Origin of the sequence: Mycobacterium sp. WUMAC-067, from assembly GCF_020217485.1 — a bacterium.
GTDB lineage: Bacteria > Actinomycetota > Actinomycetes > Mycobacteriales > Mycobacteriaceae > Mycobacterium.
In genome coordinates this window covers 72,029-98,084 of the sequence record NZ_JAEKMI010000002.1, presented here as the reverse complement: position 1 = coordinate 98,084, position 26,056 = coordinate 72,029, and the positions used below count along the sequence as shown (strand labels likewise).

At 67.8% G+C, this 26,056-nt stretch carries 23 protein-coding genes; 12 read left to right on the top strand and 11 right to left on the bottom strand.

The features are described 5' to 3' along the window. The first annotated feature begins 40 nt into the window (after positions 1-40). Positions 41-412: a nuclear transport factor 2 family protein gene (locus JF781_RS01810; RefSeq protein WP_067176198.1), complete on the top strand. Its 372-nt coding sequence runs from the start codon at positions 41-43 to the stop codon at positions 410-412. Positions 413-672: 260 nt separating this feature from the next. Further along, positions 673-2,400: an NAD-binding protein gene (locus tag JF781_RS01805; protein WP_225326729.1), complete on the top strand. Its 1,728-nt coding sequence runs from the start codon at positions 673-675 to the stop codon at positions 2,398-2,400. Positions 2,401-2,416: 16 nt separating this feature from the next. On the opposite strand, the gene JF781_RS01800 is transcribed toward JF781_RS01805, so the two are convergent. Continuing rightward, positions 2,417-3,289, bottom strand: a complete 873-nt coding sequence (locus tag JF781_RS01800) for a tetratricopeptide repeat protein (protein WP_225326730.1) — start codon at positions 3,287-3,289, stop codon at positions 2,417-2,419. Positions 3,290-3,344: 55 nt separating this feature from the next. Further along, complete coding sequence (locus JF781_RS01795; RefSeq protein ID WP_225326758.1) at positions 3,345-4,223, bottom strand: LLM class flavin-dependent oxidoreductase; 879 nt, start codon at positions 4,221-4,223, stop codon at positions 3,345-3,347. 66 nt (positions 4,224-4,289) lie between these two features. Here JF781_RS01795 and JF781_RS01790 point away from each other — a divergent pair, with 66 nt between their 5' ends. Continuing rightward, positions 4,290-4,703 (top strand): VOC family protein, encoded by a 414-nt coding sequence (locus JF781_RS01790; RefSeq protein WP_225326759.1) that lies wholly within the window; start codon positions 4,290-4,292, stop codon positions 4,701-4,703. A 57-nt stretch (positions 4,704-4,760) separates the two neighbouring features. Further along, on the top strand, positions 4,761-5,150 hold the full coding sequence (locus JF781_RS01785; protein ID WP_225326731.1) for a VOC family protein: 390 nt from the start codon (positions 4,761-4,763) through the stop codon (positions 5,148-5,150). Positions 5,151-5,167: 17 nt separating this feature from the next. Here the strand turns inward: JF781_RS01785 and JF781_RS01780 are convergent, their stop codons facing one another. Genes JF781_RS01780 through cysD form a run of 3 tightly spaced genes read right to left on the bottom strand, consistent with a single transcriptional unit; the run spans position 5,168 to position 8,482 of the window. After that, on the bottom strand, positions 5,168-5,653 hold the full coding sequence (locus tag JF781_RS01780; RefSeq protein ID WP_225326732.1) for an RrF2 family transcriptional regulator: 486 nt from the start codon (positions 5,651-5,653) through the stop codon (positions 5,168-5,170). Positions 5,654-5,711: 58 nt separating this feature from the next. Beyond that, complete coding sequence (gene cysC, locus JF781_RS01775; RefSeq protein WP_225326733.1) at positions 5,712-7,553, bottom strand: adenylyl-sulfate kinase; 1,842 nt, start codon at positions 7,551-7,553, stop codon at positions 5,712-5,714. Then, positions 7,553-8,482, bottom strand: coding sequence for a sulfate adenylyltransferase subunit CysD (gene cysD, locus JF781_RS01770; RefSeq protein ID WP_225326734.1), 930 nt, complete (start codon positions 8,480-8,482; stop codon positions 7,553-7,555). Before cysD ends, cysC begins: the two co-directional genes overlap by 1 nt. 115 nt (positions 8,483-8,597) lie before the next feature. On the opposite strand from cysD, the gene JF781_RS01765 reads away from it, so the two are divergent. Beyond that, entirely contained in the window at positions 8,598-9,035 is a 438-nt protein-coding gene (locus tag JF781_RS01765) for a PaaI family thioesterase (protein ID WP_225326735.1), read from the top strand. Positions 9,036-9,109: 74 nt separating this feature from the next. Here JF781_RS01765 and JF781_RS01760 read toward each other — a convergent pair whose 3' ends face one another. Beyond that, positions 9,110-9,601 (bottom strand): carbonic anhydrase, encoded by a 492-nt coding sequence (locus tag JF781_RS01760; protein ID WP_225326736.1) that lies wholly within the window; start codon positions 9,599-9,601, stop codon positions 9,110-9,112. A gap of 212 nt (positions 9,602-9,813) precedes the next feature. Between JF781_RS01760 and JF781_RS01755 the strand changes: the two genes are divergently transcribed. The 4 genes from JF781_RS01755 (at position 9,814) to JF781_RS01740 (ending at position 15,269) form a co-directional block, all read left to right on the top strand. Beyond that, entirely contained in the window at positions 9,814-10,791 is a 978-nt protein-coding gene (locus JF781_RS01755; protein WP_225326737.1) for an ABC transporter permease, read from the top strand. A 101-nt stretch (positions 10,792-10,892) separates the two neighbouring features. Further along, positions 10,893-11,768: an ABC transporter permease gene (locus tag JF781_RS01750; RefSeq protein WP_225326760.1), complete on the top strand. Its 876-nt coding sequence runs from the start codon at positions 10,893-10,895 to the stop codon at positions 11,766-11,768. Continuing rightward, positions 11,765-13,600, top strand: a complete 1,836-nt coding sequence (locus tag JF781_RS01745; protein ID WP_225326738.1) for an ABC transporter ATP-binding protein — start codon at positions 11,765-11,767, stop codon at positions 13,598-13,600. The genes JF781_RS01750 and JF781_RS01745 overlap by 4 nt, the downstream gene beginning before the upstream one ends. Further along, positions 13,563-15,269 carry an ABC transporter family substrate-binding protein gene (locus tag JF781_RS01740; protein ID WP_225326739.1) on the top strand — a complete coding sequence of 569 codons (1,707 nt, stop codon included), beginning with the start codon at positions 13,563-13,565 and terminating at the stop codon, positions 15,267-15,269. The genes JF781_RS01745 and JF781_RS01740 overlap by 38 nt, the downstream gene beginning before the upstream one ends. On the opposite strand, the gene JF781_RS01735 is transcribed toward JF781_RS01740, so the two are convergent. The 3 genes from JF781_RS01735 to JF781_RS01725 all read right to left on the bottom strand — a co-directional run bounded on the left by JF781_RS01735 (position 15,256) and on the right by JF781_RS01725 (position 20,365). Next, complete coding sequence (locus JF781_RS01735) at positions 15,256-16,500, bottom strand: alpha/beta fold hydrolase (protein ID WP_225326740.1); 1,245 nt, start codon at positions 16,498-16,500, stop codon at positions 15,256-15,258. The genes JF781_RS01740 and JF781_RS01735 overlap by 14 nt on opposite strands. Before the next feature lie 95 nt (positions 16,501-16,595). Further along, the gene (locus tag JF781_RS01730; protein ID WP_225326741.1) at positions 16,596-19,217 is read right to left on the bottom strand and encodes an AAA family ATPase; all 2,622 of its coding nucleotides are present in this window, start codon (positions 19,215-19,217) and stop codon (positions 16,596-16,598) included. Then, positions 19,214-20,365, bottom strand: coding sequence for an exonuclease SbcCD subunit D (locus JF781_RS01725; RefSeq protein WP_225326742.1), 1,152 nt, complete (start codon positions 20,363-20,365; stop codon positions 19,214-19,216). The genes JF781_RS01730 and JF781_RS01725 overlap by 4 nt, the downstream gene beginning before the upstream one ends. Positions 20,366-20,528: 163 nt before the next feature. Between JF781_RS01725 and JF781_RS01720 the strand changes: the two genes are divergently transcribed. Further along, positions 20,529-21,032: a histidine phosphatase family protein gene (locus tag JF781_RS01720; RefSeq protein ID WP_225326743.1), complete on the top strand. Its 504-nt coding sequence runs from the start codon at positions 20,529-20,531 to the stop codon at positions 21,030-21,032. A gap of 73 nt (positions 21,033-21,105) precedes the next feature. On the opposite strand, the gene JF781_RS01715 is transcribed toward JF781_RS01720, so the two are convergent. Both JF781_RS01715 and JF781_RS01710 read right to left on the bottom strand, forming a co-directional pair. Then, positions 21,106-21,636, bottom strand: a complete 531-nt coding sequence (locus JF781_RS01715) for a DUF3558 domain-containing protein (RefSeq protein ID WP_225326744.1) — start codon at positions 21,634-21,636, stop codon at positions 21,106-21,108. 8 nt (positions 21,637-21,644) lie between these two features. After that, positions 21,645-22,202: a DUF3558 domain-containing protein gene (locus JF781_RS01710; RefSeq protein WP_225326745.1), complete on the bottom strand. Its 558-nt coding sequence runs from the start codon at positions 22,200-22,202 to the stop codon at positions 21,645-21,647. A 181-nt stretch (positions 22,203-22,383) separates the two neighbouring features. Here JF781_RS01710 and JF781_RS01705 point away from each other — a divergent pair, with 181 nt between their 5' ends. Both JF781_RS01705 and JF781_RS01700 read left to right on the top strand, forming a co-directional pair. Next, complete coding sequence (locus tag JF781_RS01705) at positions 22,384-24,150, top strand: ABC transporter ATP-binding protein (RefSeq protein WP_225326746.1); 1,767 nt, start codon at positions 22,384-22,386, stop codon at positions 24,148-24,150. Then, complete coding sequence (locus tag JF781_RS01700) at positions 24,147-26,051, top strand: ABC transporter ATP-binding protein (RefSeq protein WP_225326747.1); 1,905 nt, start codon at positions 24,147-24,149, stop codon at positions 26,049-26,051. The genes JF781_RS01705 and JF781_RS01700 overlap by 4 nt, the downstream gene beginning before the upstream one ends. Positions 26,052-26,056 lie beyond the last annotated feature (5 nt).

Genomic DNA, 26,056 nt, shown 5'->3' with positions numbered 1-26,056 from the left:
CATACCGCACCTGAAGCGCGAGGGAGTAGCGTCCGAATCCATGCCGTCCCCAGAAGCCATCACCGAGACCGTCAATCGCTACCTGGCGCTGGTCGCCACGGGCACCGCCGACGACATCGTGACCCTGTACGCTGCCGACGCCACCATCGAGGATCCGATCGGAGCCGACATTCGCCGCGGGCACGACGCCATCCGCGGCTTCTATGCCGGTTTCCAAGACGCCAAGAAAGACACCGAACTCGCCGAATTGCGGGTCTCTGGCAGCGAAGCCGCCTTCCTCTGGCACCTCACGCTGGACGCCGGTGACAGCCGCACCCGGATCTCGCCCATCTCGACGATGTCCTTCGACGCGGACGCCAAGATCACGTCGATGCGGGCGTTTTGGTCACCTGCGGACGTTCAGGTTTTGTAACTAACCTGGCCAATTCCGTTGGCGGACGGCTCAACTCGGAAGCGGGCGGTGATCGCGCGTGCCCGTGGCCGCCGCCGTGGCGTGGCGGCCACCCAATTCAATTCGCGCTCGAGCACATGTCGCACTGGCGTCAATCGACACGGTGCCCGATAGTCGTAGCAACAAGTGAGCGCCAAGTCATCAGAGGTGGGGTTTATGCGTGACGACTCACCACGCCAAAACGACCGCGACTGTGCCGTCACCGTCGCGGCGAAACGTCCATGAGCGCGCGCAGTCACATCATCGTCAGCGGCGACGACGTGCTCGCGACCACGATCGCCACGGAACTGAACCGCGCGGGCGCCGCCATCGTCAAACTGCCCAGCGAGGAGCTCGCCGGCGCCGACCTGGCCCGAGCGAGCGCCATCGTCTGCGCCGGGCATGACGACGCGAAGAATCTCGAAAACGCTTTGTTGGCAAGGAAAACGAATCCGGATCTGCGTGTGGTCGCCCGGTTGGGCAACGACGTGCTGCGCGGAGCGGTGGCCGCCGACAACGGTCCCGGCGCCATTCTCGACGTCGCCGACCTGGCGGCGCCGTCGGTCGTCGAGGCCTGCTTGGCGAGCAACACCCACCCGGTCGAGGCGGCCGGCATCAACTTCGTCGTGTCGGGGGCCGAGGCGCCACGCGACGCGACCCTTCGAGAGATCTACGGCGACCTGGCACCGGTGGCCGTGATCCACGGCAAAGACGCCGCCACCCCGGACGAGGTGGTGCCCTGTCCGGGCCGCGACCATCGAGTGCGCGCCGGTGATTGGACCGCCATGATCGGCAGCGCCGACGAGCTGGCCGCGCGCGGCATCAAAACGCCCCAACCGGCAGGGACGCGCTCTCGCCGATCGTGGGTGCGGCGGGCCTCGGACGCCGCGCGCGCCATGCGCGACGACGTGAACCCCATGCTCTTCCCCGCAATGCTGCTCGCGCTCGGCCTGCTGCTCGCATCGACGATCATCGTGCACTTCTCCTACACGAAGCCGCGGCTGTCCTGGTTGGACGCAATGTATTTCACCGCGGAGACCATCACCACGGTGGGATACGGCGAATTCACCTTCGCCCAACAATCCGCGTGGCTACGGATCTTCGCCGTCGCCTTGATGTTCGCCGGCGTGACCACCACCGCGCTGCTCGTCGCCTTCGTGGCGGACTTGCTGCTGTCGCGCCGCGTCCTGCAATCGGCCGGAGTGCGGCGCGCGCGCCACCTGCGCGACCACATCATCGTGGTGGGGCTGGGGTCTTTCGGCAGCCGCGTCGTCGGCGATCTGACCGCGGCCGGATACGACGTCGCGGTGATCGAACGCGACGAGAACAACCGGTTTTTGTCGACCGCGGCCGAACTCGACGTGCCGGTGATCTTCGGGGACGCGACGCTGCGCCAGACGCTGGAGTCGGCCCGCGTCGATCGCGCGCGGGCCGTCGCCGTGCTGACCCAGGACGACATGGTCAACATCGAGATCGGCATCGTGCTGCGCGAGATGCTGGGCCCCCGGGTGATGCCCGAGGTCAACCGGCCCGACGTGCCGATCGTCCTGCGCATCTACGACCGCACCCTCGGCGACGCGGTGGCCAAACGGTTCGGGTTCGAGAACGTCCGGTCGACGGTCGACCTGGCCGCTCCCTGGTTCATCGGCGCCGCGATGGGCCTGCAGGTGCTGGGCACGTTCTCGGTCGGGCAGCGTTCCTTCATGGTCGGCGCCATGCACGTAGCGGCCGGCAGCGAACTCGATGGGCTGCGGATGTTCGAAATGTCCACCCAGACCCGGGTCATCGCGATCACCCGTCGCGATACCCCGGTCGAGCTGCACCCGCGCCGCGACGCCTGGCTTCGCGGCGGCGACACCGTCTACCTGGTTGGGCCGTACCGCGAGCTGCTCGAGACGCTCCGCAAGGGGCAGCCGCCCCAGGAGCCTTCCGTCGACGACGAACGCCCGGCGGACAAAGCGGCGACCTGACAGCAGCTCGTCGAGGTCAGGACGCAGACCAGTCCACCGACCCGTGGGTGTCGGGTTTGTCCGCGCGGCCGCCGTGCCGGGCACACCAGCCGGCCAATTCGTGGCGGGCCGCGACCGTCACCGGATGCTCGTCACCGAGCACGCGCGCCTCTTCCTCGACCAGCGCCTCCCATGCAGCGACCCCGTCCGTCACGCCGGCCCGGTCCGGGGCCCAGAGCGTGAACATGTGCCGCGCCATGAGCAGGTGAACGTGGTCGCCTCCCAGCTTGTCGCGCAGTTCGCCGATCAACCACTCGAGTTCGGTGACCGCCGCCGGGATGTCACCCGCCCGGCCCCGCCAGATCGCCAGCATCAACCGCGTCCCGAGGGTGTCGGCGTGATCGTCGCCGAGCACCCGTCGCCGTGCCGCGAGCACGTGTTGCCCCTCGGTCATAGCTCCGGCGAAATCACCGTTCTCCCAACGCTTCTCAGCGACCCTCTCGCGGGCCATCAGCGTGCTCTCGTGATCGGCCCCCAGAATGCGCTGTTCGTCGGCGACGAGCTGTGACCATTCGGACAGCGAGGACAGCGGGGACTGTTGGCGACCCGCCAGCAGGTGACGAGCGGTCAAGGTGCTCAGGTGATCGCGACCGAGCACCTCGACGAGATCGGGTATCAACTCTTCCAGGTCGGCGTAGACGGCGGCGTCCTCGCCAGCCCGCAGCTGCACGGTGGCCAGCGTCACCTTGAGGTCGAGGACGTTGGGATCGCGCTCCCCTAGCGTTGCTCGGCACAGGGTCACCAGCTCGTTGGCCTGCACCGCGGCGCCGGCGAAATCGCCGTTGTTCGCGCACTGCGCCATCAGCCCGGTCATTTCGGCCAGCGGGGCGGGCAACTCCTGCTGCGTCATTCGCTAATGAAAACGCCGCGGCGCCGATGCGGCAATTCACCCTGCGCCGGACGAGCTACAGCCGCCCGGCGACCTCCGCGGCGCGGCGCAACTGATCGACATCCGAGCTCGTCGGGATGAGCTGAACCTCGTCGGTGCCGATCTCCTCGAACTGACGCAGCACGTCCAGCAGCTCGTCTTCGCTGCCGGCCCAACCGGTCATCGGCGCCATGGCGTCGACGTATTCGGCCGGTATCCAATTCATGTAGCGGCGCAGATGGCGGTGTATCTGGGCGCGGGACTCCTCGGGCGAGCCGAATGCGAACCAAAACGAGGTGATCAGGTGAGGCTTGGGCTTGCCGGCCTGCGCCCAGGCGTCTCGCGTCACGTCGAACAGCTCGTTCTGCTTGGCGACGTCGAGGTCCAGGGTGGTGCCGGCCAGCCCGTCGGCCCACGCCGCCGCGCTGCGGATGGTTTTCGGACCGATGCTGCCCACGAACAGCGGCGGACCGCCGGGCTGCACCGGCGCCGGCCCGACGGGCAGCACCGAGTCGGTGATCTTCTCCCCCGCCCAGACGCGCTTCATCACGGCCACCCGTTCGGCCATCCCGCGCATCGTCTGCGTGGCCGGGTCGGCGCTGACGGCGTGGTAGTCCTCGTGCCGGCCGCCGACCCCGACGCCCACGGTCAGCCGGCCGCCGCTGAGCATGTCGCCGGTCGCCAGACCCTTGGCGAGCATGACCGGGTCGTGCAGTTGCGGCACGATCACGGTCGTCAGCAGCCGCACCCGGCTGGTCCAGGCGGCCAGCGCGCCCAGCAGCGTCAGGTTGTCCGGGTTGTCGAATGCGATGCGCTCGCCCCAGCACAGTGACGAGAACGGTCCGTCGTCAATGGTGCGCGCCCAGGTCTCGAGCACCGTCGCATCCAGGTCCGGTTCCATCACGGGCATGGTCATCGCTATCTGCACGACGGCGATTCTGGCATGTTTAACATGCGGCCCATCAGTGGAACCATGGAGCGAGTGGACTTCACCAGCACTTCCATCGCGCATGTCCGGCTGACCGTGACCGATATCGAGCGATCCCGGCAGTTCTACGAGAGCGTGTTCGGCTGGCCGGTGTTGCTCGAGGTCCCCGACAACGCCGACGAATCCACCCGCAATCAGTTGAGCTTCCTGTTCGGCGGTGTCATCTACGACTTGGGCGGGACGCTGCTCGGGCTGCGGCCCGTCGCCGCGGACCGCTTCGACGAGGATCGCGTCGGGCTGGACCACATCGCGTTCCGGCTGACCAGTAGGGCCGAATTGGATTCGGCGGCAGCGCATCTCGATGATCTTGGGGTGGCCCACGAGCCGGTCAAGGACATCGGGCCGTCATACATCCTGGAGTTCCGCGACCCCGACAACATCGCCCTGGAGCTGACCGCGCCGAAGTAGCGCAACGCTCTTTCAGCGTTGTCGCGCAGGGCGACCGGTGGTTGACTGGACAGAACTATGAGCATCAGTTTCAACCACACCATCGTCGCGTCGCGCGACAAACGAGAATCCGCCGAGTTTCTCACCGAGCTGTTCGGGCTGCCCAGCCCAAAGCCGTTCGGCCACTTCATGGTTGTCGAACTCGAACATGGCGCCAACCTCGACTACGCGGACGCTCCCGACGGCGCGGACATCCCGCGTCAGCACTACGCGTTCCTGGTGTCCGAGCAGGAGTTCGACGCCATCTACGACAAGATCCGGTCGCGCGGCCTGCAGCACTGGGCCGATCCGGGCGCCCAGCTTCCCGGCGAGATCAACCACAACGACGGCGGGCGCGGGGTGTATTTTCTCGACCCGTCCGGTCATGCCATGGAGATCCTCACCCGCCCCTACGGGTCGGGCGGCTGAGCCGTAGGGCGCGTTGCCTACTCGCCGGCGTGCGCCGAGCCGTGCCGCTGGCTCTCCTGTTTCCGATAGTCATCGGCCAGTTGCGCGACATGCTTGGGCAGGCCACCGGTAGCGACGTCGGCCAGGGTCGTCTGTTCCAGCACGGATCGCATGCTGGCGCGCAGCGCCCGCCAGACGTCGGTGAGCGCGGCCGTCGGTCCCGAATACGGCAGGTCGCCGAGGCCGATGTCGCGGACGCTGGCCAGGGGCCCGTCGATGCAGCGCAGCACGTCGGCGATGCTGATGTCGCTGCCAGAGCGGGCCAATTCGTAGCCCCCCTCGCGGCCGCGATGGCTGCGCACGAGCCGGTCGGTGCGCAGGTTGGTCAGGATGTCGACGAGAAATTGCGGCGGAATGCCCTGAGCCTGGGCCAAGTCGTCGGTCTTCACCAGCGTCCCGTCGGACACCGTGGCGAGCTGGATCATCGCCCGCACGGCGTACTCCGCCTTCGCTGACATGCGCACTCTCAGGATTGTGCCATCCAGAGCGTGCATTTCGGTGCAGCCAGGCTGCACCGGCAGGCTAGCCGCGTGATTCCAGCAGGTCGAGGACCCGCTGCGCCTGCTCCTCGACAGTGCCGTCCGGGGTGAGCCGCAGATCGGGATTCACCGGCGGCTGATACGGGCTGTCGATTCCGGTGAACTGCGTGATCTCACCGGCGCGCGCCTTCGCATACAGGCCCTTCGGATCACGCTTTTCGCATTCGTCGATCGGGGTGTCACAGAACACCTCGATGAAGTCGAATCCGGCGTCGGCGTGCACTTTGCGCGCCAGTTCGCGTTGCTCGGCCAGCGGGCTGATCGCCGGCACCAGCACCACGTTGCCGCAGTCGGCGAGCAGCGCCGCCACATGCGCGAGCCGCCGCAGGTTCTCGGCGCGGTCGGCCATGGAAAAGCCCAGGTCGGCGTTCAAACCGTGCCGCAGATTGTCACCGTCGAGAACGTAAGCCAGAGAACCGCTTTCGAGCAGCTTCTGCTCGACCAGCATCGCCACCGACGACTTGCCGGAACCCGACAGGCCGGTGAACCACACCGTCTTACCGCGGGGCCGGGCCTCGGCGGTGGCCGAGGGCTTGTGCCGCACGGTGTTTGGGCTCGCCGCCTGCGCCGACACGTCGCGCAACACCATGCCGGCCGCCACGGTGCCGTTGGTGTGCGGGTCGATGAGGATGAACGAGCCGGTGCTCGGGTTGCGGGTGTACTCGTCCAGCAACAGCGGAACCTGGGTGCGCAGCGAAATACGGCCAAGCTCGTTGAGCTTCAGCGCCGTCGCGGTTTTGTCACGGTGCAGGGTGTTGACGTCGAGCCGGTAATCGAGCGCGGTCACCTTGGCGTGCGTGGTGCGGGTGGTGTGCTTGATGACGTAATCGCGGCCGGGCTCGAGCGTCGCGTTGTCGGCCATCCAGCACACCGTCGCGTCGAACTCCTGCGCGACCCTGGGCTGGTTGTGGGTGCGCGCGATCAGATCTCCCCGCGAGATGTCGATCTCGTCGGCGAGGGACACCGATACGGCCATCGGCGGGAACGCTTCTTCGACCGGACCATTCGGCCCCTCGATCGCGGTGATGCGGGTGTGTTTGCCGACGGGCAGCACCACGACCTCATCCCCGGCACGCATGACGCCGCTGGCGACGGTGCCGGCGTAGCTGCGGTGGTCTTGATGTTCGCGGGTGTGCGGCCGGATGACGTACTGCACCGGGAACCGAACGTCGACCATGTTGCGGTCACCGGCGATGTACACCTCTTCGAGGTGCGACAACAATGCCGGCCCGTCGTACCACGGCGTCTGGTCCGACTTGGTCACGACGTTGTCGCCGTGCAGCGCGGAAATCGGGATGGTGGCGACGTCGTGCACGTCCAACCGAGCGGCGAACGCGTGGAACTCGTCGCGGATGGCTTCGAATTTCTCTCTGTCCCAACCGATCAGGTCCATCTTGTTAACGGCGAGCACGATGTGCTGGATGCCCAGCAGGGACGCCAGGAAGGCGTGCCGGCGCGACTGCTCCAACAGGCCGTGTCGCGCGTCGACGAGCACGATCACCAATTGGGCGGTCGACGCCCCGGTGACCATGTTGCGGGTGTACTGGATGTGACCGGGGGTGTCGGCGATGATGAATTTCCGCTTGGGAGTGGCGAAGTAGCGGTAGGCGACGTCGATCGTGATGCCCTGCTCGCGTTCGGCCCGCAAGCCGTCGGTCACCAGCGCCAGGTCGGTGTAGTCGTGACCGCGGTCCTTGGACGTCTGCTCCACCGCGGCCCACTGGTCTTCCATGACGGCCTTGGAGTCGTAGAGCAGGCGACCGATCAGGGTGGACTTGCCGTCGTCGACGGAACCCGCGGTTGCGAGCCTCAGCAAGGTGGCCATCAGAAGTATCCCTGTCGTTTGCGGTCTTCCATGCCGGCCTCCGAGATCCGGTCGTCGGCCCTGGTCGCCCCGCGTTCGGTGAGCCGGGACACCGCGGTCTCGGCGATGACCTCGTCGACGGTGGCGGCTTGCGATTCCACGCATCCGGTGCACGTGACATCCCCGACGGTGCGGAAGCGCACGGTCGCCTCGAACACCGGCTCGTCGGCGGCCGGCTGCATGTTCCGGTCGACCGCGAGCAGCATGCCGTCGCGGCGAAAGACCTTGCGCCGGTGCGCGTAATAGATCGACGGCAACGCGATGTTCTCGGCGCCGATGTAGGACCAGATGTCGAACTCGGTCCAGTTGGACAGCGGGAAGACCCGGATGTGCTCGCCCTTGTGGTGCCGGCCGTTGTAGAGGTTCCACAGCTCGGGCCGCTGCGCCTTCGGATCCCACTGACCGAACTCGTCGCGGAAGCTGAACACGCGCTCCTTGGCCCGGGCCTTCTCCTCGTCGCGGCGGGCCCCGCCGAACGCGGCGTCGAACTTGTTCTCCCGGATGGCGCGAAGCAGGGTCACGGTCTGAATCGGGTTGCGCCCCTGGCGCGGCTCTACCACCCGCCCGGCGTCGATGTCTTCCTGGACCGAGGCGATGACCAGGCGCACCCCGTGCTCGTTGACCAACTCGTCGCGGGTGGCGATCACCTCGTCGAAGTTGTGCCCGGTGTCGACGTGCATCACCGGGAACGGCAGCCGGCCGGGACGGAACGCCCGTAGCGCCAGATGCAGCATGACGATGGAGTCCTTGCCACCCGAGAACAGCAGCACCGGCCGCTCGAACTCGGCCGCCACCTCCCGAATGATGTGGATCGCCTCTGCCTCCAGCGAGCGCAGATGGCTCAATTCGTACTGTCCGACGGCGGGGGCCGCCTTCAGATCACTGGTCATCGCTTCCTTCGCAATCGGCTAAAACCTGGCAGAATTGACCATATTTAGCACCTTAGCGATATATGAGACCAGCTGGCACTGGACCTGTCAACCTGGGGTGCGAAAGCATGGACGAATGACTACCTCCGGACCTTCTCGCCCGCCCGCGCCGAGCGGTCGCGACGTTATCGCGCAGTTCCTCCCCCAGTCCCCGTTTGTCGTCAAGTTGGGCATCGTCGCCGACCGGCTCGAGGAGGGCGACGTGCGACTGCGGCTGCCCTGGGACCCGTCCAACGTGACGCTCGGCGACATGGTTCACGGTGGGGCCATCGCCACCCTCGCCGACCTCACCGTGATGGCCGCGGCGTGGTGCGGCGCCCCGGCCCCGCCGGAACTACGGGGCGTGACGGTGTCCATGGCGCTGGACTACATGGCCCCGGCTCGGGCCACCGACGTGATCGGCATCGGCCGGGTGCTGCGCCGCGGCCGATCACTGGTCAATTGCGAGGCCGAGATCGTCGACTCGGGGGGCACGCTGGTCGCCAAGGCCTTGGCGACCTACAAGGTCGGCTGAAGGGCCACCGAACGTGCACTGGTGGCGGGGATTGGGCCGATTTTTCGCCGTGGCTACACGCTCGGCGCACGCTTCTAGATCTTGACCTCGTTGAGCTTGCCCGTGGCGACGTCGAAGAAGAAGCCGCGCAGGGAGACGTGCTTGGTGACGAACGGATTGCCCTCGATGCGGCGCAGCGACTGACGGACGTCCTCGGCGACGTCCGGAAACGCCTCGGCCGCCCACGACGGCTTGACCCCGGTCTCCTCCTGGATGCCGCGCTTGAAGTCATCGTCGGTGAAGGTGAGCATCCCGCAATCGGTGTGGTGAATCAGGATGATCTCGCGCGTTCCCAACAGTCGTTGGCTGATGGCCAGCGAGCGGATGACGTCGTCGGTGACGACTCCCCCGGCGTTGCGGATGACGTGGGCCTCCCCCTCGTTGAGGCCGAGGAGGCGATACACGTCGAGCCGCGCATCCATGCACGCGACGACCGCCACATGTTTGCCAGGCGGCATCGGCAGCGGCCCCTTGAAAGTGCTCGCATATTCGGCGTTGTTGGCCAGGAGATCGTCGGTAACCGTCACGCAAGCCTCCTCGGGAGTGTCGCGGTCTGAGGCGTGCCGCAATTGCCGCACCGCTCGGTACCGCGGTGGATGCTAACAACCGATCACACGCGATGCACGCATGAGAATCAAGCAGATCCAAAGGTCACCGAACGCGCCGGGCGCTGCACCCGCGACGCTGTGCTGTCGGCTCGATAACCTGTCCCAATGCGACGCGGGCTGTGCGGACGGGTATGACTCGGTTCCTCGCGCGCCGGTTGCTCAACTACGTCGTGCTGCTCGCGCTGGCATCGTTTTTGACGTTTTGCCTGACGTCGGTGGCTTTCAAGCCGCTGGACAGCCTGCTGCAGCGCAATCCGCGACCGCCACAAGCCGTCATCGACGCCAAGGCCCACGCGCTCGGTCTCGACGAGCCGATACCGATCCGCTACGCGCACTGGGCTTCGCACGCCGTCCGCGGTGACTTCGGCAAGACCATCACCGGCCAGCCCGTCGGGGAGTCACTGTGGCGCCGCGTCGGAGTGACGCTGCGGCTGTTAATCATTGGTTCGCTGGTGGGCACCGCCGCGGGCATCGCGGCCGGGGCGTGGGGCGCCATTCGGCAGTACCGGCTCAGCGATCGCGTCGTCACCATGGTGGCTCTGCTGGTCCTGAGCACCCCGACGTTCGTCATTGCCAACCTGTTGATTCTCGCCGCGCTGCGGGTGAACTGGGCCGTGGGCCTGCATATTTTCGACTACACCGGGGAGACCTCACCGGGTGTGTCCGGCGGGGCCGGCGCGCAGTTGCTCGACCGGCTGCGGCATTTGGTGTTGCCGTCGCTGACCCTGGCGCTGGCGGCCGCGGCGGGATACAGCCGCTATCAGCGCAACGCGATGCTCGACGTCCTCGGCCAGGATTTCATCCGCACCGCGCGCGCCAAGGGGCTGACCCGCCGGCGTGCGCTGGTCAAGCACGGCTTGCGCACCGCGCTGATCCCGCTGGCCACCCTGTTCGCCTACGGGGTGGCCGGGTTGGTCACCGGAGCGGTGTTCGTGGAGAAGATCTTCGGCTGGCACGGCATGGGCGAATGGCTGGTGCAGGGCATCGCGACGCAGGACACCAACATCGTCGCGGCCATCACCTTGTTCTCCGGCGCGGTGGTGTTGCTGGCCGGCCTGCTCTCCGACGTGTTTTACGCGGCCCTCGATCCCCGGGTCAGGGTGTCATGACCCGCGCCGCCGACGATGCAGGGCGAAGCGACGAGGAGGAGGGGCGTCCACGGACCTCCGCGGCGGATATCGATGGCGCCCATGGGTTTTCGGGTCACGAGGTGGCGGGCTTCACCTCGCGCCGCACGCTGGTGTTGCGCCGGTTTGCGCGCAACCGGTTCGCGGTGGCGTCGCTGACGTTGTTGGTGCTGCTGTTCGTCGGCTGTTACACGCTGCCCGCGGTGCTGCCCTATTCCTACGAGGACCTCGATTTCACCGCGCTGCTGCAGCCGCCCAGCGCACGCCACTGGCTGGGCACCAACGCGCTGGGCCAAGACCTGTTGGCGCAGATCCTGCGGGGAATGCAGAAGTCGATGCTGATCGGTGTCTGTGTCGCGGTGATCTCCACCGGCATCGCCGCCACCGTCGGGTCGGTGTCAGGCTATTTCGGCGGTTGGCGCGACCGCGTGCTGATGTGGGTGGTCGACCTGCTGTTGGTGGTGCCCAGCTTCATCCTGATCGCCATCGTGACGCCGCGAACCAAGGATTCGGCCAATATCTTGATGCTGGTTCTGCTGCTGGCCGGGTTCGGCTGGATGGTCAGTTCCCGCATGGTGCGCGGGATGACCATGAGTTTGCGTGAGCGCGAATTCATCCGCGCCGCAAGGTATATGGGCGTATCGAGTCGCCGCATCATCGTCGGGCATGTGGTGCCCAACGTGGCTTCCATCCTGATCATCGACGCGGCGCTCAACGTCGCGTCGGCCATCCTGGCCGAAACCGGCCTGAGCTTCCTGGGTTTCGGCATTCAGCCGCCGGATGTGTCGCTGGGCACCTTGATCGCCAATGGCACCCAGTCGGCGACCACGTTCCCGTGGGTGTTCCTGTTCCCCGCCGGGGTGCTGGTGCTGATCTTGGTGTGCGCCAACCTCACCGGCGACGGCCTGCGGGACGCGCTCGACCCCGGCAGCACAGCGGGCCGAGGGGGCGACCGATGAGCACCCTGCTCGAGGTGACCGACCTGGCCGTGACCTTCGCAACCGGCGGCGACCCGGTGACCGCGGTGCGCGGCGTCAGCTACCGCGTCGGACCGGGAGAAGTCGTCGCCATGGTCGGCGAATCAGGTTCGGGCAAGTCCGTTTCCGCGATGGCGGTGGTGGGCCTGTTGCCCGACTATGCGCGGGTGAGCGGCTCGGTCCGGTTGCACGGCACCGAGCTGCTGGGCCTGGACGACGGCGCGATGTCGCGGTTCCGGGGCAAGACGGTCGGCATGGTGTTCCAGGATCCGATGTCGGCGCTGACGCCCGTCTACACCGTCGGCGACCAGATCGCCGAGGCGATCGAGATCCACCAGCCGCGGGTGGGAAGGAGAGCGGCCCGCCGCCGCGCGGTGGAGCTGCTCGAATTGGTGGGCATCGCCCAGCCGGAGCGACGCGCCCGCGCGTTTCCGCACGAACTCTCCGGCGGCGAACGGCAACGGGTCGTCATCGCGATCGCGATCGCCAACGACCCCGACTTGTTGATCTGCGACGAGCCCACCACCGCACTCGATGTCACCGTGCAGGCGCAGATCCTCGAGGTCCTCAAAACCGCACGCGACGTCACCGGAGCCGGGGTGCTGATCATCACGCACGACCTCGGTGTGGTCGCCGAGTTCGCCGACCGGGCGCTGGTGATGTACGCGGGACGGGTCGTCGAATCCGCCGACGTGCACACGCTTTACCGGGACCGCCGCATGCCCTACACCGTCGGGCTGTTGGGCTCGGTTCCGCGCCTGGACGCCGCACAGGGCACCCGGCTGGTGCCGATCCCCGGCGCACCGCCGTCGTTGGCCGGCCTGGATCCCGGCTGTCCCTTCGCCCCGCGCTGCCCGCTTGCCATCGACGAATGTCGGCTCGAGGAGCCGGAATTGCTGTCCGTCGGCGCCGATCATCGGGCGGCCTGCATCCGCACCGACCAGGTCGAGGGCCGCAGCGCCGCGGACATCTACGGCGTCAGCACCGAAGCCCATGCGGCGGAATCCGGTGATTCGTCGGTCGTCGTCCGGGTGCGTGACCTGACCAAGACCTACCGACTGACGCAGGGCGTGTTGCGCCGCAGTGTCGGCGAGGTCCGCGCGGTCGACGGTGTCAGCTTCGAATTGCGTCAGGGGCGCACCCTGGGCATCGTCGGCGAGTCCGGTTCGGGGAAATCGACCACGTTGCACGAGATCCTGGAGCTCACCGGGCCCGAATCGGGATCGATCGAGGTGCTGGGCACCGACGTCACCACCCTGAGCCCGGCCGGTCGACGTTCGCTGCGGCGCGACATTCAGGTCGTGTTCCAAGACCCGGTCGCCTCGCTGGACCCGCGGCTGCCCGTGTTCGAGCTGCTCGCCGAACCCCTGCGCGCCAACGGGTTCGACAAGAGCCACACCAACGCGCGCGTCGCCGAGTTGCTGGACATCGTGGGGCTGCGCCGCGCCGACGCGATCCGCTACCCCGCCGAGTTCTCCGGCGGGCAAAAGCAGCGCATCGGCATCGCGCGTGCGCTGGCACTGCAACCGAAGATTCTCGCACTCGACGAGCCCGTCTCCGCGCTCGACGTCTCCATCCAGGCCGGGATCATCAACCTGCTGCTCGATTTGCAGGCAACCTTCGGATTGTCCTATCTGTTCGTCTCGCACGACCTTTCGGTGATCAAGCACCTCGCGCACGAGGTGGTCGTCATGCATGCCGGAGCGATCGTCGAGCAGGGCGACAGCCGGCAGGTCTTCGCCAACCCGCAACACGAATACACCCGGCAGCTGCTGAATGCGGTGCCGCAACCGGATCCGGGCAATCGTGTCTAACCGCGGCATCCGGTTCGCGGCAGCGCTTTTCACGATGGCGCTGGCGCTGCCGGGCTGCTCACCGGCGATCAACGTGATTCCGGAGACGGGTCAAAACGCGCGCATCGGCTCGACCAGCGACATCAATCCGCACGATCCGGCGACCCTGCAAGACGGTGGCGACCTGCGGCTCGCGCTCACCGCGTTCCCGCCTAACTTCAACATCTTGCACATCGACGGCAATTCGGCCGAGGTCGCCGCGATGATGAAGGCCACCTTGCCGCGCGCCTTCATCATCGGGCCGGACGGCTCGACGACGGTCGACACCAACTACTTCACCAGCATCGAACTGACCGGCACCGCACCGCAAGTGGTGACCTACACGATCAACCCCCACGCGGTGTGGTCGGACGGCACACCGATCACCTGGGAGGACATCGCGAGCCAGGTGCACGCCCTGAGCGGCGCCGACAAGAATTTCGAGATCGCCGGGCCCAGCGGCGCCGACCGCGTCGCCTCGGTAACCCGCGGGGTCGACGACCGGCAGGCCGTCATGACCTTCGCCAAGCCGTACGCGGAGTGGCGCGGCATGTTCGCCGGCAACGGGATGCTGCTGCCCAAGAGCATGACCGCCACCCCGGAGGCGTTCAACAAGGGCCAGCTCGACGGGCCGGGCCCGTCGAGCGGCCCGTTCGTCGCATCGTCGTTGGATCGGACGACCCAGCGGATTGTGTTGAGTCGCAACCCGAGATGGTGGGGTCCGCGGCCCCGCCTGGACAGCATCACCTACTTGGTGCTCGACGACGCCGCGCGGCTGCCGGCGCTGCAAAACAACACGATCGACGCCGCCGGGGTCGGCACGATCGATCAACTGACCATCGCGCAGCGCGCCAAGGGAATCACGATCCGGCGCGCCCCGGGCCCGGCCTGGTCTCACATCACGTTCAACGGCGCGCCGGGGTCGATCCTGGCCGACAAGGCGTTGCGGGTCGCGGTGTCCAAGGGCATCGACCGGCAGACCATCGCCAAGGTGGTCCAATATGGCCTCACCAGTGACCCGGTGGCGCTGGGCAATCACATTTACGTCGCGGGCCAGAAGGGCTACCAGGACAACGCCGCCGTGGTTCCCTACGACCCGGCCGCCGCCAAACGCGAGCTCGACGCCCTGGGCTGGCGGCAGGTCGGCCAGTTCCGGGAGAAGGACGGTCGACAGCTGGTCATTCGTGATTTGTTCTACGACGCCCAGGGCAGCCGACAGTTCGCCCAGATCACCCAGCACAGCCTCGCCCAAATCGGCGTCAAGCTCGAACTCGTCGCCCGGGCGGGCAGCGGCTTCTTCACCAACTACGTCAACGTCGGAGACTTCGATCTCGCCCAATTCGGTTGGCTCGGAGACGCTTTCCCGCTCTCGGGGCTGACCCAGATCTACAAATCCGATGGGGAGAGCAACTTCGGCAAGATCGGCAGCCCGCAGATCGACGCCGCCATCGAGCGGACCCTGGAAGAACTCGACCCCGACAAGGCGCGGGCGCTGGCCAACGACCTCGACAAACTCATCTGGGCGGAGGGGTTCAGCCTCCCGCTCACCCAATCGCCCGGCGATGTCGCGGTGCGCAGCACGCTGGCCAACTTCGGCGCGGCCGGCCTCGGCGACCTGGACTACACCGCCATCGGTTTCACGCGGAGTTGAGCCGCCGCAGCAGCCGCGACGGGATCGGCAGCGCCCCTTCGGCGGCGGCCGCCGTCCCGACCAACTTCCACAGCAGGCGCACCTCGGGGCGCGGCGGAAGCGCGTCCAGCGACGACGCTTGGGCGGCAAGGCCATCCAGGTCACCGCGCCCAACGGCGTCGGCGGCGGCGAGCGCGACGGGCTCACGAAAATCCAGCGCGCTGTGCGCCATGCTTGGCAGGCTCACGAGCACCGCGCTGGGCAGCAGCGCTGCCACGCGTTCGGCCACCGCGGGCGGGGTGATGAGGTCACGGCCGCCGGAAATCACCGCGGTGGGCCAGTTGAAATTCGGCATTTCGGCGGGCAGGTCATAGGGCTCGTCCTCGAACGACACCCGCTGCGTGCGTGATTCGCGTTCGGCCACCGCGGGATCCAGCGGCAGGCCGTCGGGTTCGGCCGCGTAGTCCAGCTCGCGGAACGCGATGCGGCTCACCAGGTCTTCCTCGTAGCGGTACGGCAGGTTGCTCAGGGTGGTGAACCGGGATAGCGCCCACCACAAGAGTTTTCGGCGCTCCAGCAACAGGTCGAGTTGACGCTCGAGCAGTGCTGCCCCACCATAGCCGTAAATGGTCGCGACGACATGCGTTGCCGCCGGGGTCATGACGCCGGCGTCGACGAGTTTGCGCATTTTCGGTGCCAATGCGGCGGTTTCGGGACTATCGCCTTTGAGCAGCAGTCGGCGGATCGCCCGTCGCACGATGACGATGTCGTGCCGCGACAGCAGTGGCGAATCGAGCACCATCCCGTGTACGCGGTCGGGATGGCGCACACCGACCCCGGCCGCGATGTAGGTGCCGTAGGAGGCGCCGTAGATGTCGGCCGCGTCCGCGTGGGCGTCGTCGAGCACCGCCGCCACGTCGTCGACCACCTGATTCACCGTCATCGCCTGCGGGGGCAGATCGGCACCCGAATCGTCGTGGCGCGACATCCCCACCCCGCGGTGTTCGATCATGATGACGTCGAGACCGGCCGCCGCGGCGCGCCTGCGCAGCCCCCGGTACATCTGCACCGACGCGACCCCCGGCCCGCCGGGGATGATGACCAGCGGGTGGGGGGATTTGCGGCCCGTGCGCAGGTAGTACAGATCGAACTCTTCGGCGCTGTGGGGCGAGATCGGCCGGCGCACGGCGCGCACGCCGGGCAATTCCGCCAGCTTCTGCTGCACCCGGCTGCGCTTCGCGTTCATGGTCATTCGTGTCGGACCGCCATGGTCCCATTCTGCAGGCAGCGCATCCGGCGGTGACGAGTCGTCACGCCGGCCGTATCGGTTGAGGTCAGCCGCCCGGGTTAGGCGCTGAGGTCGATGCGGTGTGCGCCCCGGACACCGTCGTACCGGTCGGGACTGCAGGTCAGCACGATCACCTGGCCGTGAGTGCCGACGCTGTCGAACAACTGCCCCATCTTGGCCAGCCGGTCGGGGTCGGTGAAACCCAGTGCGTCGTCGACGACCACCGGGACGGCGTCCTCCTTGGCGACCAGGGCGGCGCCGGCCAGCCGGGCCAGGATGCCGAGTTGCTCCTTGGCGCCGCCGGACAAGGATTCGTAGGGCACCGTGATGCCGTTGAGCGTGCGGCTACGGATGCACAGGTCGCTGTCGATGTCGACCTCGAAGCTGGGGCCGAACACGGGACGGCCGAGCCGCTGCAGCTCCGCGCGATAGGGCTCGACGTAGCGTCGCCGGGTGGTGTCGCGGTGGCGCGTCATGACCGAGCGCAGCAGTTGCGCGGCCCGGGCCCGCCCGCCGATCTGCCTGTGCTCCGTGGCGGCGTGCTCGCGTTCCGTTTCCGCGGCGTCCAGCTTGCCCTGGCGCCCCTCGCTGCCGAACACCGAGAGTTCGATGGTGATCTCGCGCAACGCGCGGGCGGCTTCTTCGTAGCGCTCCTGCAACGACTCGGCTTCCTTTGTGGCCTCGGCCAATTCGGCGGCTACCGCTTCGGGGGACGCGGCGGCCAAGGCGGCGTCGAGCTCGCCGAGCCGTTGTTCGGCGGCCTGCCGGGCCCGCAACGCCGAGTCCGCCGATGCCGCCAGTTCCTCGTCGCTGACCGAGGCGCGTTCGGTGTCCAGCCGGGCCGCGGCCGCCTGGAGCTCGGCGCGTTGGGCTTCCAACGTGTTCTGCAGAACGCTTGTCCGGGTTGATAATTCGGCCAGTGCCGCGGCGGCGGTGGTGGCGGCCTGACGGCGAGCCTCGCAGTCGCTCGATGCGGCCGCGTGACCCTGTCGGGCCGCGTCGAGTTCGGCGCGGGCAGCGCCGATGTCCGTGGCGCCCGGCTCCGGTTCGGCCGGGTGTTCGGCGCGAAGCTGCGCCAGGCGCGAGCGCATCTCCTCGATCACTTCGTCGCCGCACAAACCGGCCAGGGTGGCGCTGAGCTGATCGCGGGTGCTTTGCAGCTCGCGGCGTCGCCGGTCGGCCGAGCGCGCGGCGGCGAGATCGGCCACCTCGCCCGCTGCCAGCGCCGTGGTCATTTCTTGTTGTGCCGCGGCGTGTTTCGCGTGAATATCCAGCGTGGTGGCGCCCGGGGTGACCCGGGCGGTCAGGACATCGGGGAACTCGACGACGGTGGGCCCGGCGGCGGTGGTCGACCAGCTTTGCCCCGCCGCCAAGGTGATCCGTTCGCCGCCGACCACGAGGTGAATGTCGGCGGAGGCGGTGAATTCGACCGCCGCCGACGTCGACGCCAACTGGTCGCCGATGCGATCGACCGCGGCGGCGGCGTCCTCGATTCGGCGCAGCACTTCCTCGGTGACGGCGATCGTGCTGAGCTCGGCGCAGATTCGCTCACGATCCCGCTCGATGGCATCGACCCTGGCCAGCCGGGCGCTCAACCGGTCGGCCTCCTCGCGGTCGGCGAGCCGGTCGACGGCGCGCCGTGCGGCGTCGACCCGGCACTGCAGGTCGGCCAGCACCTGGGTGGCCCGCTGGAGCGTGGCGTCGCACGCCTCCGCCTCCGCACGCGCCGCCGAGTGCGCGGCCGCGGCTTGGTGCGCGTGGGCTTCCGTTTCGGCGACAGTGCCAGCGCGGGTGTCGATTTCGGCGAGCAGCTGCAAGCGTCCGGCGTGGGCGGCGCCCGCCGCCGCGCTGGTGGCTTCCGCCGCGGCGGCCATCAACTGGGCTTCGCGCCGCTGCGCGGTGAGCTCCGCGATCTTGTCGGCCGCTTCCTGCGCGGCCGCGACTCGCGGGCCGGCGGCGATGCGCCGCTGGGAGAAGTCGGCCACCTGCTCGGTCAAGACGGCGTGACGAGACACGCGGTCATCGACCTCGGCGACGGCGGCCGCGCACTCGGCGACCGCGGCCTCCGCATCGGCCAGCCGGGCAATCGCGGCGGCCCACTGCCCCGTCGGACGCCCGGTCGGCGTGAAATACCGTGCATATTCGGTGTCGATTCGCTCGATCAGCAACGGCTCGGTGCCGCAGAGGCCGCCGCTGTCACCGGCGGCGACATCGAGCGCGCGCGACAGCGCGTCGCACCCGGACAAATCCACCGCGGTCGTCGACGCCGACTGCAGCACGCGCTGGGCATGCCACAGGTCGCTGTCCACCGTCTCGGCCAGCATCGCCCGGACCCGTTCGTGGGCTTCGTCGCCGGTCAGTTGTTCGCGGCACGGCGAGATGACCGTCAGCTCCGTTTCGCATTTCTTGTGAAACCGCTTGCGATAGACGAAACGGTAGGGGCCACAGCTGATCTCGGCGGACACCTCGGAGCCCACGTCGCTGTGAGTGGGCTTGACCTGCTTGACTTCCTTCTTCGTCGAGCGATCCCGGGACTCCAGCAGCAGATCCAGGGCCTCGATCATCGACGACTTGCCGATCTCGTTGGCGCCGCACACCACCACGACGCCGTGGTCGGGGAATTCGATTTCCCGGTGCGAGATGCCGCGGTAGTTCGTCAGGATCAATCGGTGCAGCTTCACGCCGCGCCCCGATCGGTGAGGCGCAGCAGTAACGCCAGCGCCGCCTGCGCGTCGACGGCGGCGGCGGAATCCTCCTCGCGGGCCGTGGCCACCAATTCCTCGACCGCCGCGGCGGCGAATCCCCCGATGCCGAGATCGCTGAATTCGCCGTCGGCCGGGATCACCGCCAGATCGGTGTGCCGTTCCCACAGGCCCAGCCAGGCGAACAACCGTGCGTATTTGTCCAGGCAGGCGTCCAGCGCCGCACGGTCGGTGACCGTCAGCGAGCCGGTGAGCGCCAGGCGCACCACGGTTCGGTCCTTGTCGGTCATCAGGTCCAGGTTCACGTCGAGGTCGGCGATGTCGCGGCTGGTGTCGACCTGCCGGTGCATCGTGACGAAGCGCCAGCATCCGACGTGCCGCGCGGTCACGGAGACCGCGCGCCCCGGGTCGGCCTCATCGATCTCCACCACCAGCACGTGGCCGGGCTTGGATTCCACATCGTCGAAGTTGGTGACTTCCGGCGCGCCGGAGTACCACACCCGGTCGCTGCTGCCGACCTGGGTCAGTGAGTGCTTATCCCCCAGCGCCACGTAGTGCACCGCGCCGCGGGACAGCGCGTCGCCGAGCGTGGCGAGCCGGATCAGCGAGGGCTTGTCCTTGTCGGGGTCCAGGACGTCGACTCCGCCGTGCGCGACGAGGATTCGGGTGCCCGCGGCCGCGGGCAGGCCGTCGAGAACGTCGGCCACGAGGTCGGTGGTCGGCACCTTCGACCGCCACGGCGCGGCGACGATCTCCAGCCCGGGACGCACCTGATGGACGCCGGCACGGTCGAGCACCACGACGTTGTCCGGACGCTCGGCGGTGAACAGCGCGCTGGTGTACACCGATGAGGCGTCCAGGGGATCGTGGTTGCCCGGAAGCAGATAGACCGGAATTCCGATGGCGCGCATGGCTTCCAGGGACTGACCGATCACCTTCGGCGGAAGCTGGTTGTGCTCGAAGACGTCGCCCGACACGACGACGAACTCGGCGCCTACTTCCGCGGCGAGCGCACCCAGACCGGCAACCGCGTCGCGGCGGGCCGCCGAATAGCGTGGCTGGGCGTCGCCGGCGAGGAAGTGCCGGGTCATACCCAGTTGCCAGTCGGCGGTATGCAGGAATCGCATGCGGGCGACCCCCTTTCGAACTGCGTGTTTACCGGGGCATCGCGAGTTTAGGTCTGCGCACCGACAAGACGCGGGACCTCGATCGGCAGGTCTTGGCACTGGCCAAATACCGGCGCGCAGGGCATGGCCGGCCGGGCTGCCGCTCTGACTAATCTGATTGTTCGTGACTGCCGAGCGCACCTTGCTGTTGATGCGGCATGCGAAGTCCGAGTATCCGGCCGGGGTCGCCGACCACGATCGGCCGTTGGCGCCCCGCGGCATCAGGCAGGCCGGGCTCGCCGGAGACTGGCTGCGCGCCCACGCGCCCACCATTGACGAAGTGCTGTGCTCCACGGCGACGCGGACCCGCGAGACGCTGCGGAACACCCGCATCGATGCGCCCGTGCGATACTGCGAGCGCCTCTATGCCAGCACGCCGGGCACGATCATCGACGAGATCAACGCGGTGGGCGACGGCATCTCCACGCTGCTCGTCATCGGACACGAGCCGACGATGTCGACCCTCGCCCTGGGACTGGGCCGTGCCGGCGGCACCGACGCCGCTGCGGCCCAACGCATTTCGGCCAAGTTCCCGACGTCGGCGATCGCGGTCCTTGCGGTGCCGTGCGCATGGAACGAGCTGGAGCTCGGGGGTGCGTCCCTGGTCGACTTCGTGGTTCCGCGCTAAGCGCACTCCGCTGCGCCGAACGTGGACTTGTTGAGCTCGAAACACGATATCGACGTTCGGCGGGGTGAAATGGCTAGGAGTTGGTGGCCAGCGTCAGCTCCATCAGCTTGATGGCCTGCCCGCACGCGTCGATGCCCGGCGCCTGCGGGTTGATCCACCAGCCGACCACACCGGCCGCGTCACTGGCCACCCCGCACGCGCCGTTGGCGTCGTCGGGACGCATCACAATCGAGTCGATCCCGGCGATCGGCCGCGACTCGATCTTGTACTTCAAGAACTCCGCGACCTTGCGCTCATTACTCAGGCTGCCCTGCTCGAACCAGAACCGGGTGATATCGATCAGGCCGCCCGGGTTGGCCGCCTGCCACCGGCAGATCGCGCCGACGAACGTGCTCTGGATGTCGAGCGGGTCCGCCCCGACCGTCTTGGCCAGGATGTCGCTGGTCAACACCTCACATTCCTTGAGCAGGTTCGGGTACTGCTGCTGGGAGTTGTTGTTGCGGGGCACGTTGCCGCCCGCCTTGACCGCGTTGCCTCCGACCGACCTGGAGCAGCCCGTCAACACCAGCAGCGCAACCATGAAGACGGCCGCCACGGCGCGCATCGGGGCCGTCATTTCGAGTTCGCAATCGACTGCCGAGCCAGCTCTTTCGCGATATCGCACGGCGGCGGGAACGGCTTCTGACTGAAACTGATCGACCACTCGATGAAGTCGTCCTGGAACTGGATGCCTACTTCGCACAGCGAGTCACCCAGGTTCGGCTCGTTCCCGACGGCGATGAAACCGCCGTGGCCGTTGATGTTGATGTCGTCGACGCTGGCACGTGAAAGCTCCTCGGTCTTGCGTTCGCGTCCGATCGGGCTGCCGCGATACCAGGAGAAGGAGAAGTGCGGCCCGAGGATGCCGCCGCCGGCGAGCCACTGACACCCGACGGAGTTGCGGGCGGTGTTGATCAGCCCGGTCACCCTGGTGAGCTCGGCCACCGTCTGGTCGCTGATGCCGCCGCATTGCGGGAACATCGGCCCGTGGTTGCCTTGCCCCTTCTGCGGCGTCGACGACGCCGTCGCTCCGGGTTTGTTGCCGCCGGAATCGGAGCAGGCCGCAACCGCGGGAATCAGGATCGTCAATGCTGACGCGACAAAAGCCAGCGCCCTCGCATTACGCCGCACCGCTACCCTGCTTCCGTTCCGCCCGCTGCTGGTCCACACGATGCACTGTAGCGGCAGCCCAGCGGGTCAACCACCGACGCGCCTGAGCAGGAATTTCAACGCCGCCAACCCGTGCCGTGCGGGCGTTGGCCGTCGGCGGTTGGCGCGGACGACCGGGCCGCCGGTGTGCGACAGTTACCCCATGCTCCTGGCACTGCTGCGCCAGTACATCCAGCCGTACCGCCGGCTGGTCGCGGTGCTGATGGTGCTGCAGCTGATCAGCAACCTCGCGTCGCTGTACCTGCCGACCGTCAACGCCGCCATCATCGACGAGGGTGTGGCCAAGGGCGACACCGCCACGATCGTCAGGCTCGGCATCGTGATGCTCGGGGCCACCGGGTTGCAGGTGTTGTGTTCGGTCGGGGCGACCTATTTCGGCTCCCGGACCGGGATGGGCTTCGGTCGCGATCTGCGCGCGGCGATGTTCGAACACGTCGTCACCTTTTCCGAGCGTGAGAGCGCCCGGTTCGGCGCGCCGACGTTGCTGACGCGCAGCACCAACGACGTGCGGCAAATCCAGTACCTGGTCCAGATCACGGGCACCGTGCTCGTGACGGCCCCGATCATGTGCCTCGGCGGAATCGTCATGGCCATCCACCAGGAGGCGGCGCTGACGTGGCTGTTGCTGGTCAGCGTGCCGATCATGGCGGTGGCCAACTACTGGGTGATGTCGCACATGCTGCCCCTGTTCCGCAGGATGCAGGGCCTGATCGACGGCATCAACAGGGTGATGCGGGACCAGCTGGCCGGAGTGCGGGTGGTCCGGGCGTTCGCGCGGGAAGGTTTTGAGCGTGACCGCTTCGCGCGGGCCAACACCGCGCTGTCGAATACCGCACTGACGGCGGGCAACTGGCAGGCGTTGATGCTGCCGGTGACCACGCTGACCATCAACGTGTCCAGCGTCGCGCTGATCTGGTTCGGCGGGCTGCGCATCGATCGCGGCCAAATGCAGGTCGGCTCGTTGACCGCATTTTTGGCGTACTTCACCCAGATCCTGATGGCCGTGTTGATGGCGACGATGACGCTGGTGGTGCTGCCGCGAGCGTCGGTATGCGCCGAGCGGATCACCGAGGTGCTCTCCACCCGTCCCGCCGTCACCGACCCACCGAGCCCAACATCTCCCCCGGGCGGCATCACCGGCGTGGTCCGCCTCGATGGCGCCACATTCACCTACCCGGGCGCCGATCGCCCCGTGCTGCAAGGTATCTCGTTTTGCGCCCGGCCCGGAACCACCACCGCGATCGTCGGCGGCACGGGCTCGGGCAAGTCGACGCTGATCTCCCTGATCTGCCGGCTCTACGACGTGACCGGCGGAGCTGTCCTGATCGACGGCATCGACGTCCGCGATTACCACACCGAGCGGCTGTGGTCGGCGATCGGTCTGGTCCCCCAGCGCAGCTACCTCTTTTCCGGGACGGTCGCCGACAACCTGCGGTACGGCGCCGCCCCGGGGCAGGACATCACCGACGAGGACATGTGGGAAGCGTTGCGGGTGGCCGACGCCGACGGGTTCGTGCGCGCACACCATGACGGGCTGCACATGCGGGTGGCCCAGGGCGGCATCAACTTTTCGGGCGGGCAGCGGCAACGACTCGCCATCGCCCGCGCGGTCATCCGCCGCCCCACCATCTATCTGTTCGACGACTCCTTCGGCGCCCTCGATGTGCACACCGATGCCCGAGTGCGCGCCGCCCTCGAACACCTATCGGGCGAAGCCACCGTCATCGTTGTCACTCAACGGGTTTCGACTGCCGCCCAGGCCGACCAGGTGCTCGTCGTCGACGGCGGAAGACTGGTGGGCGCCGGCACGCATGAGTCGCTGCTCACCGAGTGCCCCACCTACGCGGAATTCGCCGACTCGCAAGCGGTGGGCGCCCTGCCATCAGGGCAAGTCGGGGGCGCGCAATGACCAACACCGCGACCCGCGGCGCGGCGCCGGCCGGGGCGTCCCGCGATTTCTGGGGTTCGGCCGCCCGGTTGGTGAAACAACTTGCGCCACAACGCGGGCTGAGCATCGGGGTGATTACGCTGGGCATCGCGGGCACCGCGATCGGCGTGATCGTTCCACGGATCCTCGGCCATGCCACCGATCTGCTGTTCAACGGCGTCATCGGGCGGCAGCTTCCCGCCGGGATCAGCAAGGCACAAGCCGTCTCCGCCGCGCGCGGCCGAGGCGAGGACACCTTCGCCGACTTGCTGTCCGGGATGAACGTGGTGCCGGGCCACGGCGTGGACTTCGGGGCGGTCGCGCGGACCCTGACGCTGGCGCTGGCCCTCTATCTCGTTGCCTCGGTGTTGATTTGGGCGCAAGCCCGGCTGCTCAACCTCACCGTGCAGCGCACCATGGTGGCGCTGCGCTCCGATGTCGAGGACAAGATCCACCGATTGCCGTTGTCGTACTTCGACGGACGCCAGCGCGGCGAGCTGCTCAGCCGGGTCACCAACGACATCGACAACGTCCAATCGTCACTGTCGATGACGGTCAGCCAGCTGCTGACATCGGTGCTCACCGTGGTGGCGGTGCTGGCGATGATGCTGTCCATTTCGCCACTGCTGGTGGGGATCACGGTGCTGACGGTGCCGCTGTCGCTGCTGGCGACGCGGGCGATCGCCCAACGTTCGCAGCGCCTGTTCCTCACCCAGTGGACGAGCATCGGGCGCCTCAACGCCCACATCGAGGAAACCTACAGCGGGTTCACGGTGGTGAAGACGTTCGGCCACCAGGCCGCGGCCCGGGAGCAGTTCCGCGCCCTCAACGACGACGTCTACCGGAGCAGTTTCGGCGCCCAGTTCTTCTCCGGGCTGGTGGCGCCCGCGACGACGTTCATCGGCAACCTCGGCTACGTCGCCGTCGCCGTGGTGGGGGGCCTGCAGGTGGCCACCGGCCACATCACCCTGGGCAACATCCAGGCTTTCATTCAATATGTGCGGCAGTTCAATTCGCCCCTGAGCCAACTGGCCGGGATGTACAACACCCTGCAGTCCGGGGTGGCCAGCGCCGAACGCGTCTTCGCCCTGCTCGACGAACCCGAAGAATCGCAGGATCCCGAGCCCGCCGGGCCCCCGCCGCCCACCGACGGCGCCCCGCGGTCTGGCGGGCGCGTCGAATTCGCGCACGTCAGCTTCGCCTATCGCCCCGGCGCCCCGGTGATTGACGACCTGTCGCTGGTGGCCGAGCCCGGTAGCACGGTAGCGATCGTCGGACCGACCGGGGCCGGCAAGACCACGCTGGTGAACCTGTTGATGCGGTTCTATGACGTCGACTCCGGCCAGATCCTCATCGACGGGGTGGACATCACCACATTGGACCGGCGTTCGCTGCGGTCGCGGATCGGCATGGTGCTGCAGGACACCTGGCTCTTCGACGGCACCATCGCGGAGAACATCGCCTACGGGCGCCCCGAGGCGGGCGACGACGAGGTGGTGGCGGCCGCCGAAGCGGCCTACGTCGACCGGTTCGTGCGGTCGTTGCCGCGCGGCTACCAAACCCGGGTCAGCGGCGACGGCGCCAACATCAGCGCCGGCGAAAAACAACTCATCACCATCGCGCGCGCATTCCTCGCCCGCCCGCAGCTGCTGATCCTGGACGAGGCGACCAGCTCGGTCGACGCCCGCACCGAGGCCCACATCCAGCACGCGATGTGCGAACTGCGCCGAGATCGGACGAGTTTCATTATCGCGCATCGTCTTTCGACGATCCGCGACGCCGACCGGATCCTGGTGGTCGAGGCCGGCCGGATCGTCGAACAAGGCAACCACGCCGAACTGCTGGCCCGCCGCGGCGCCTACTACGCGATGACCCGGGCATGACAACC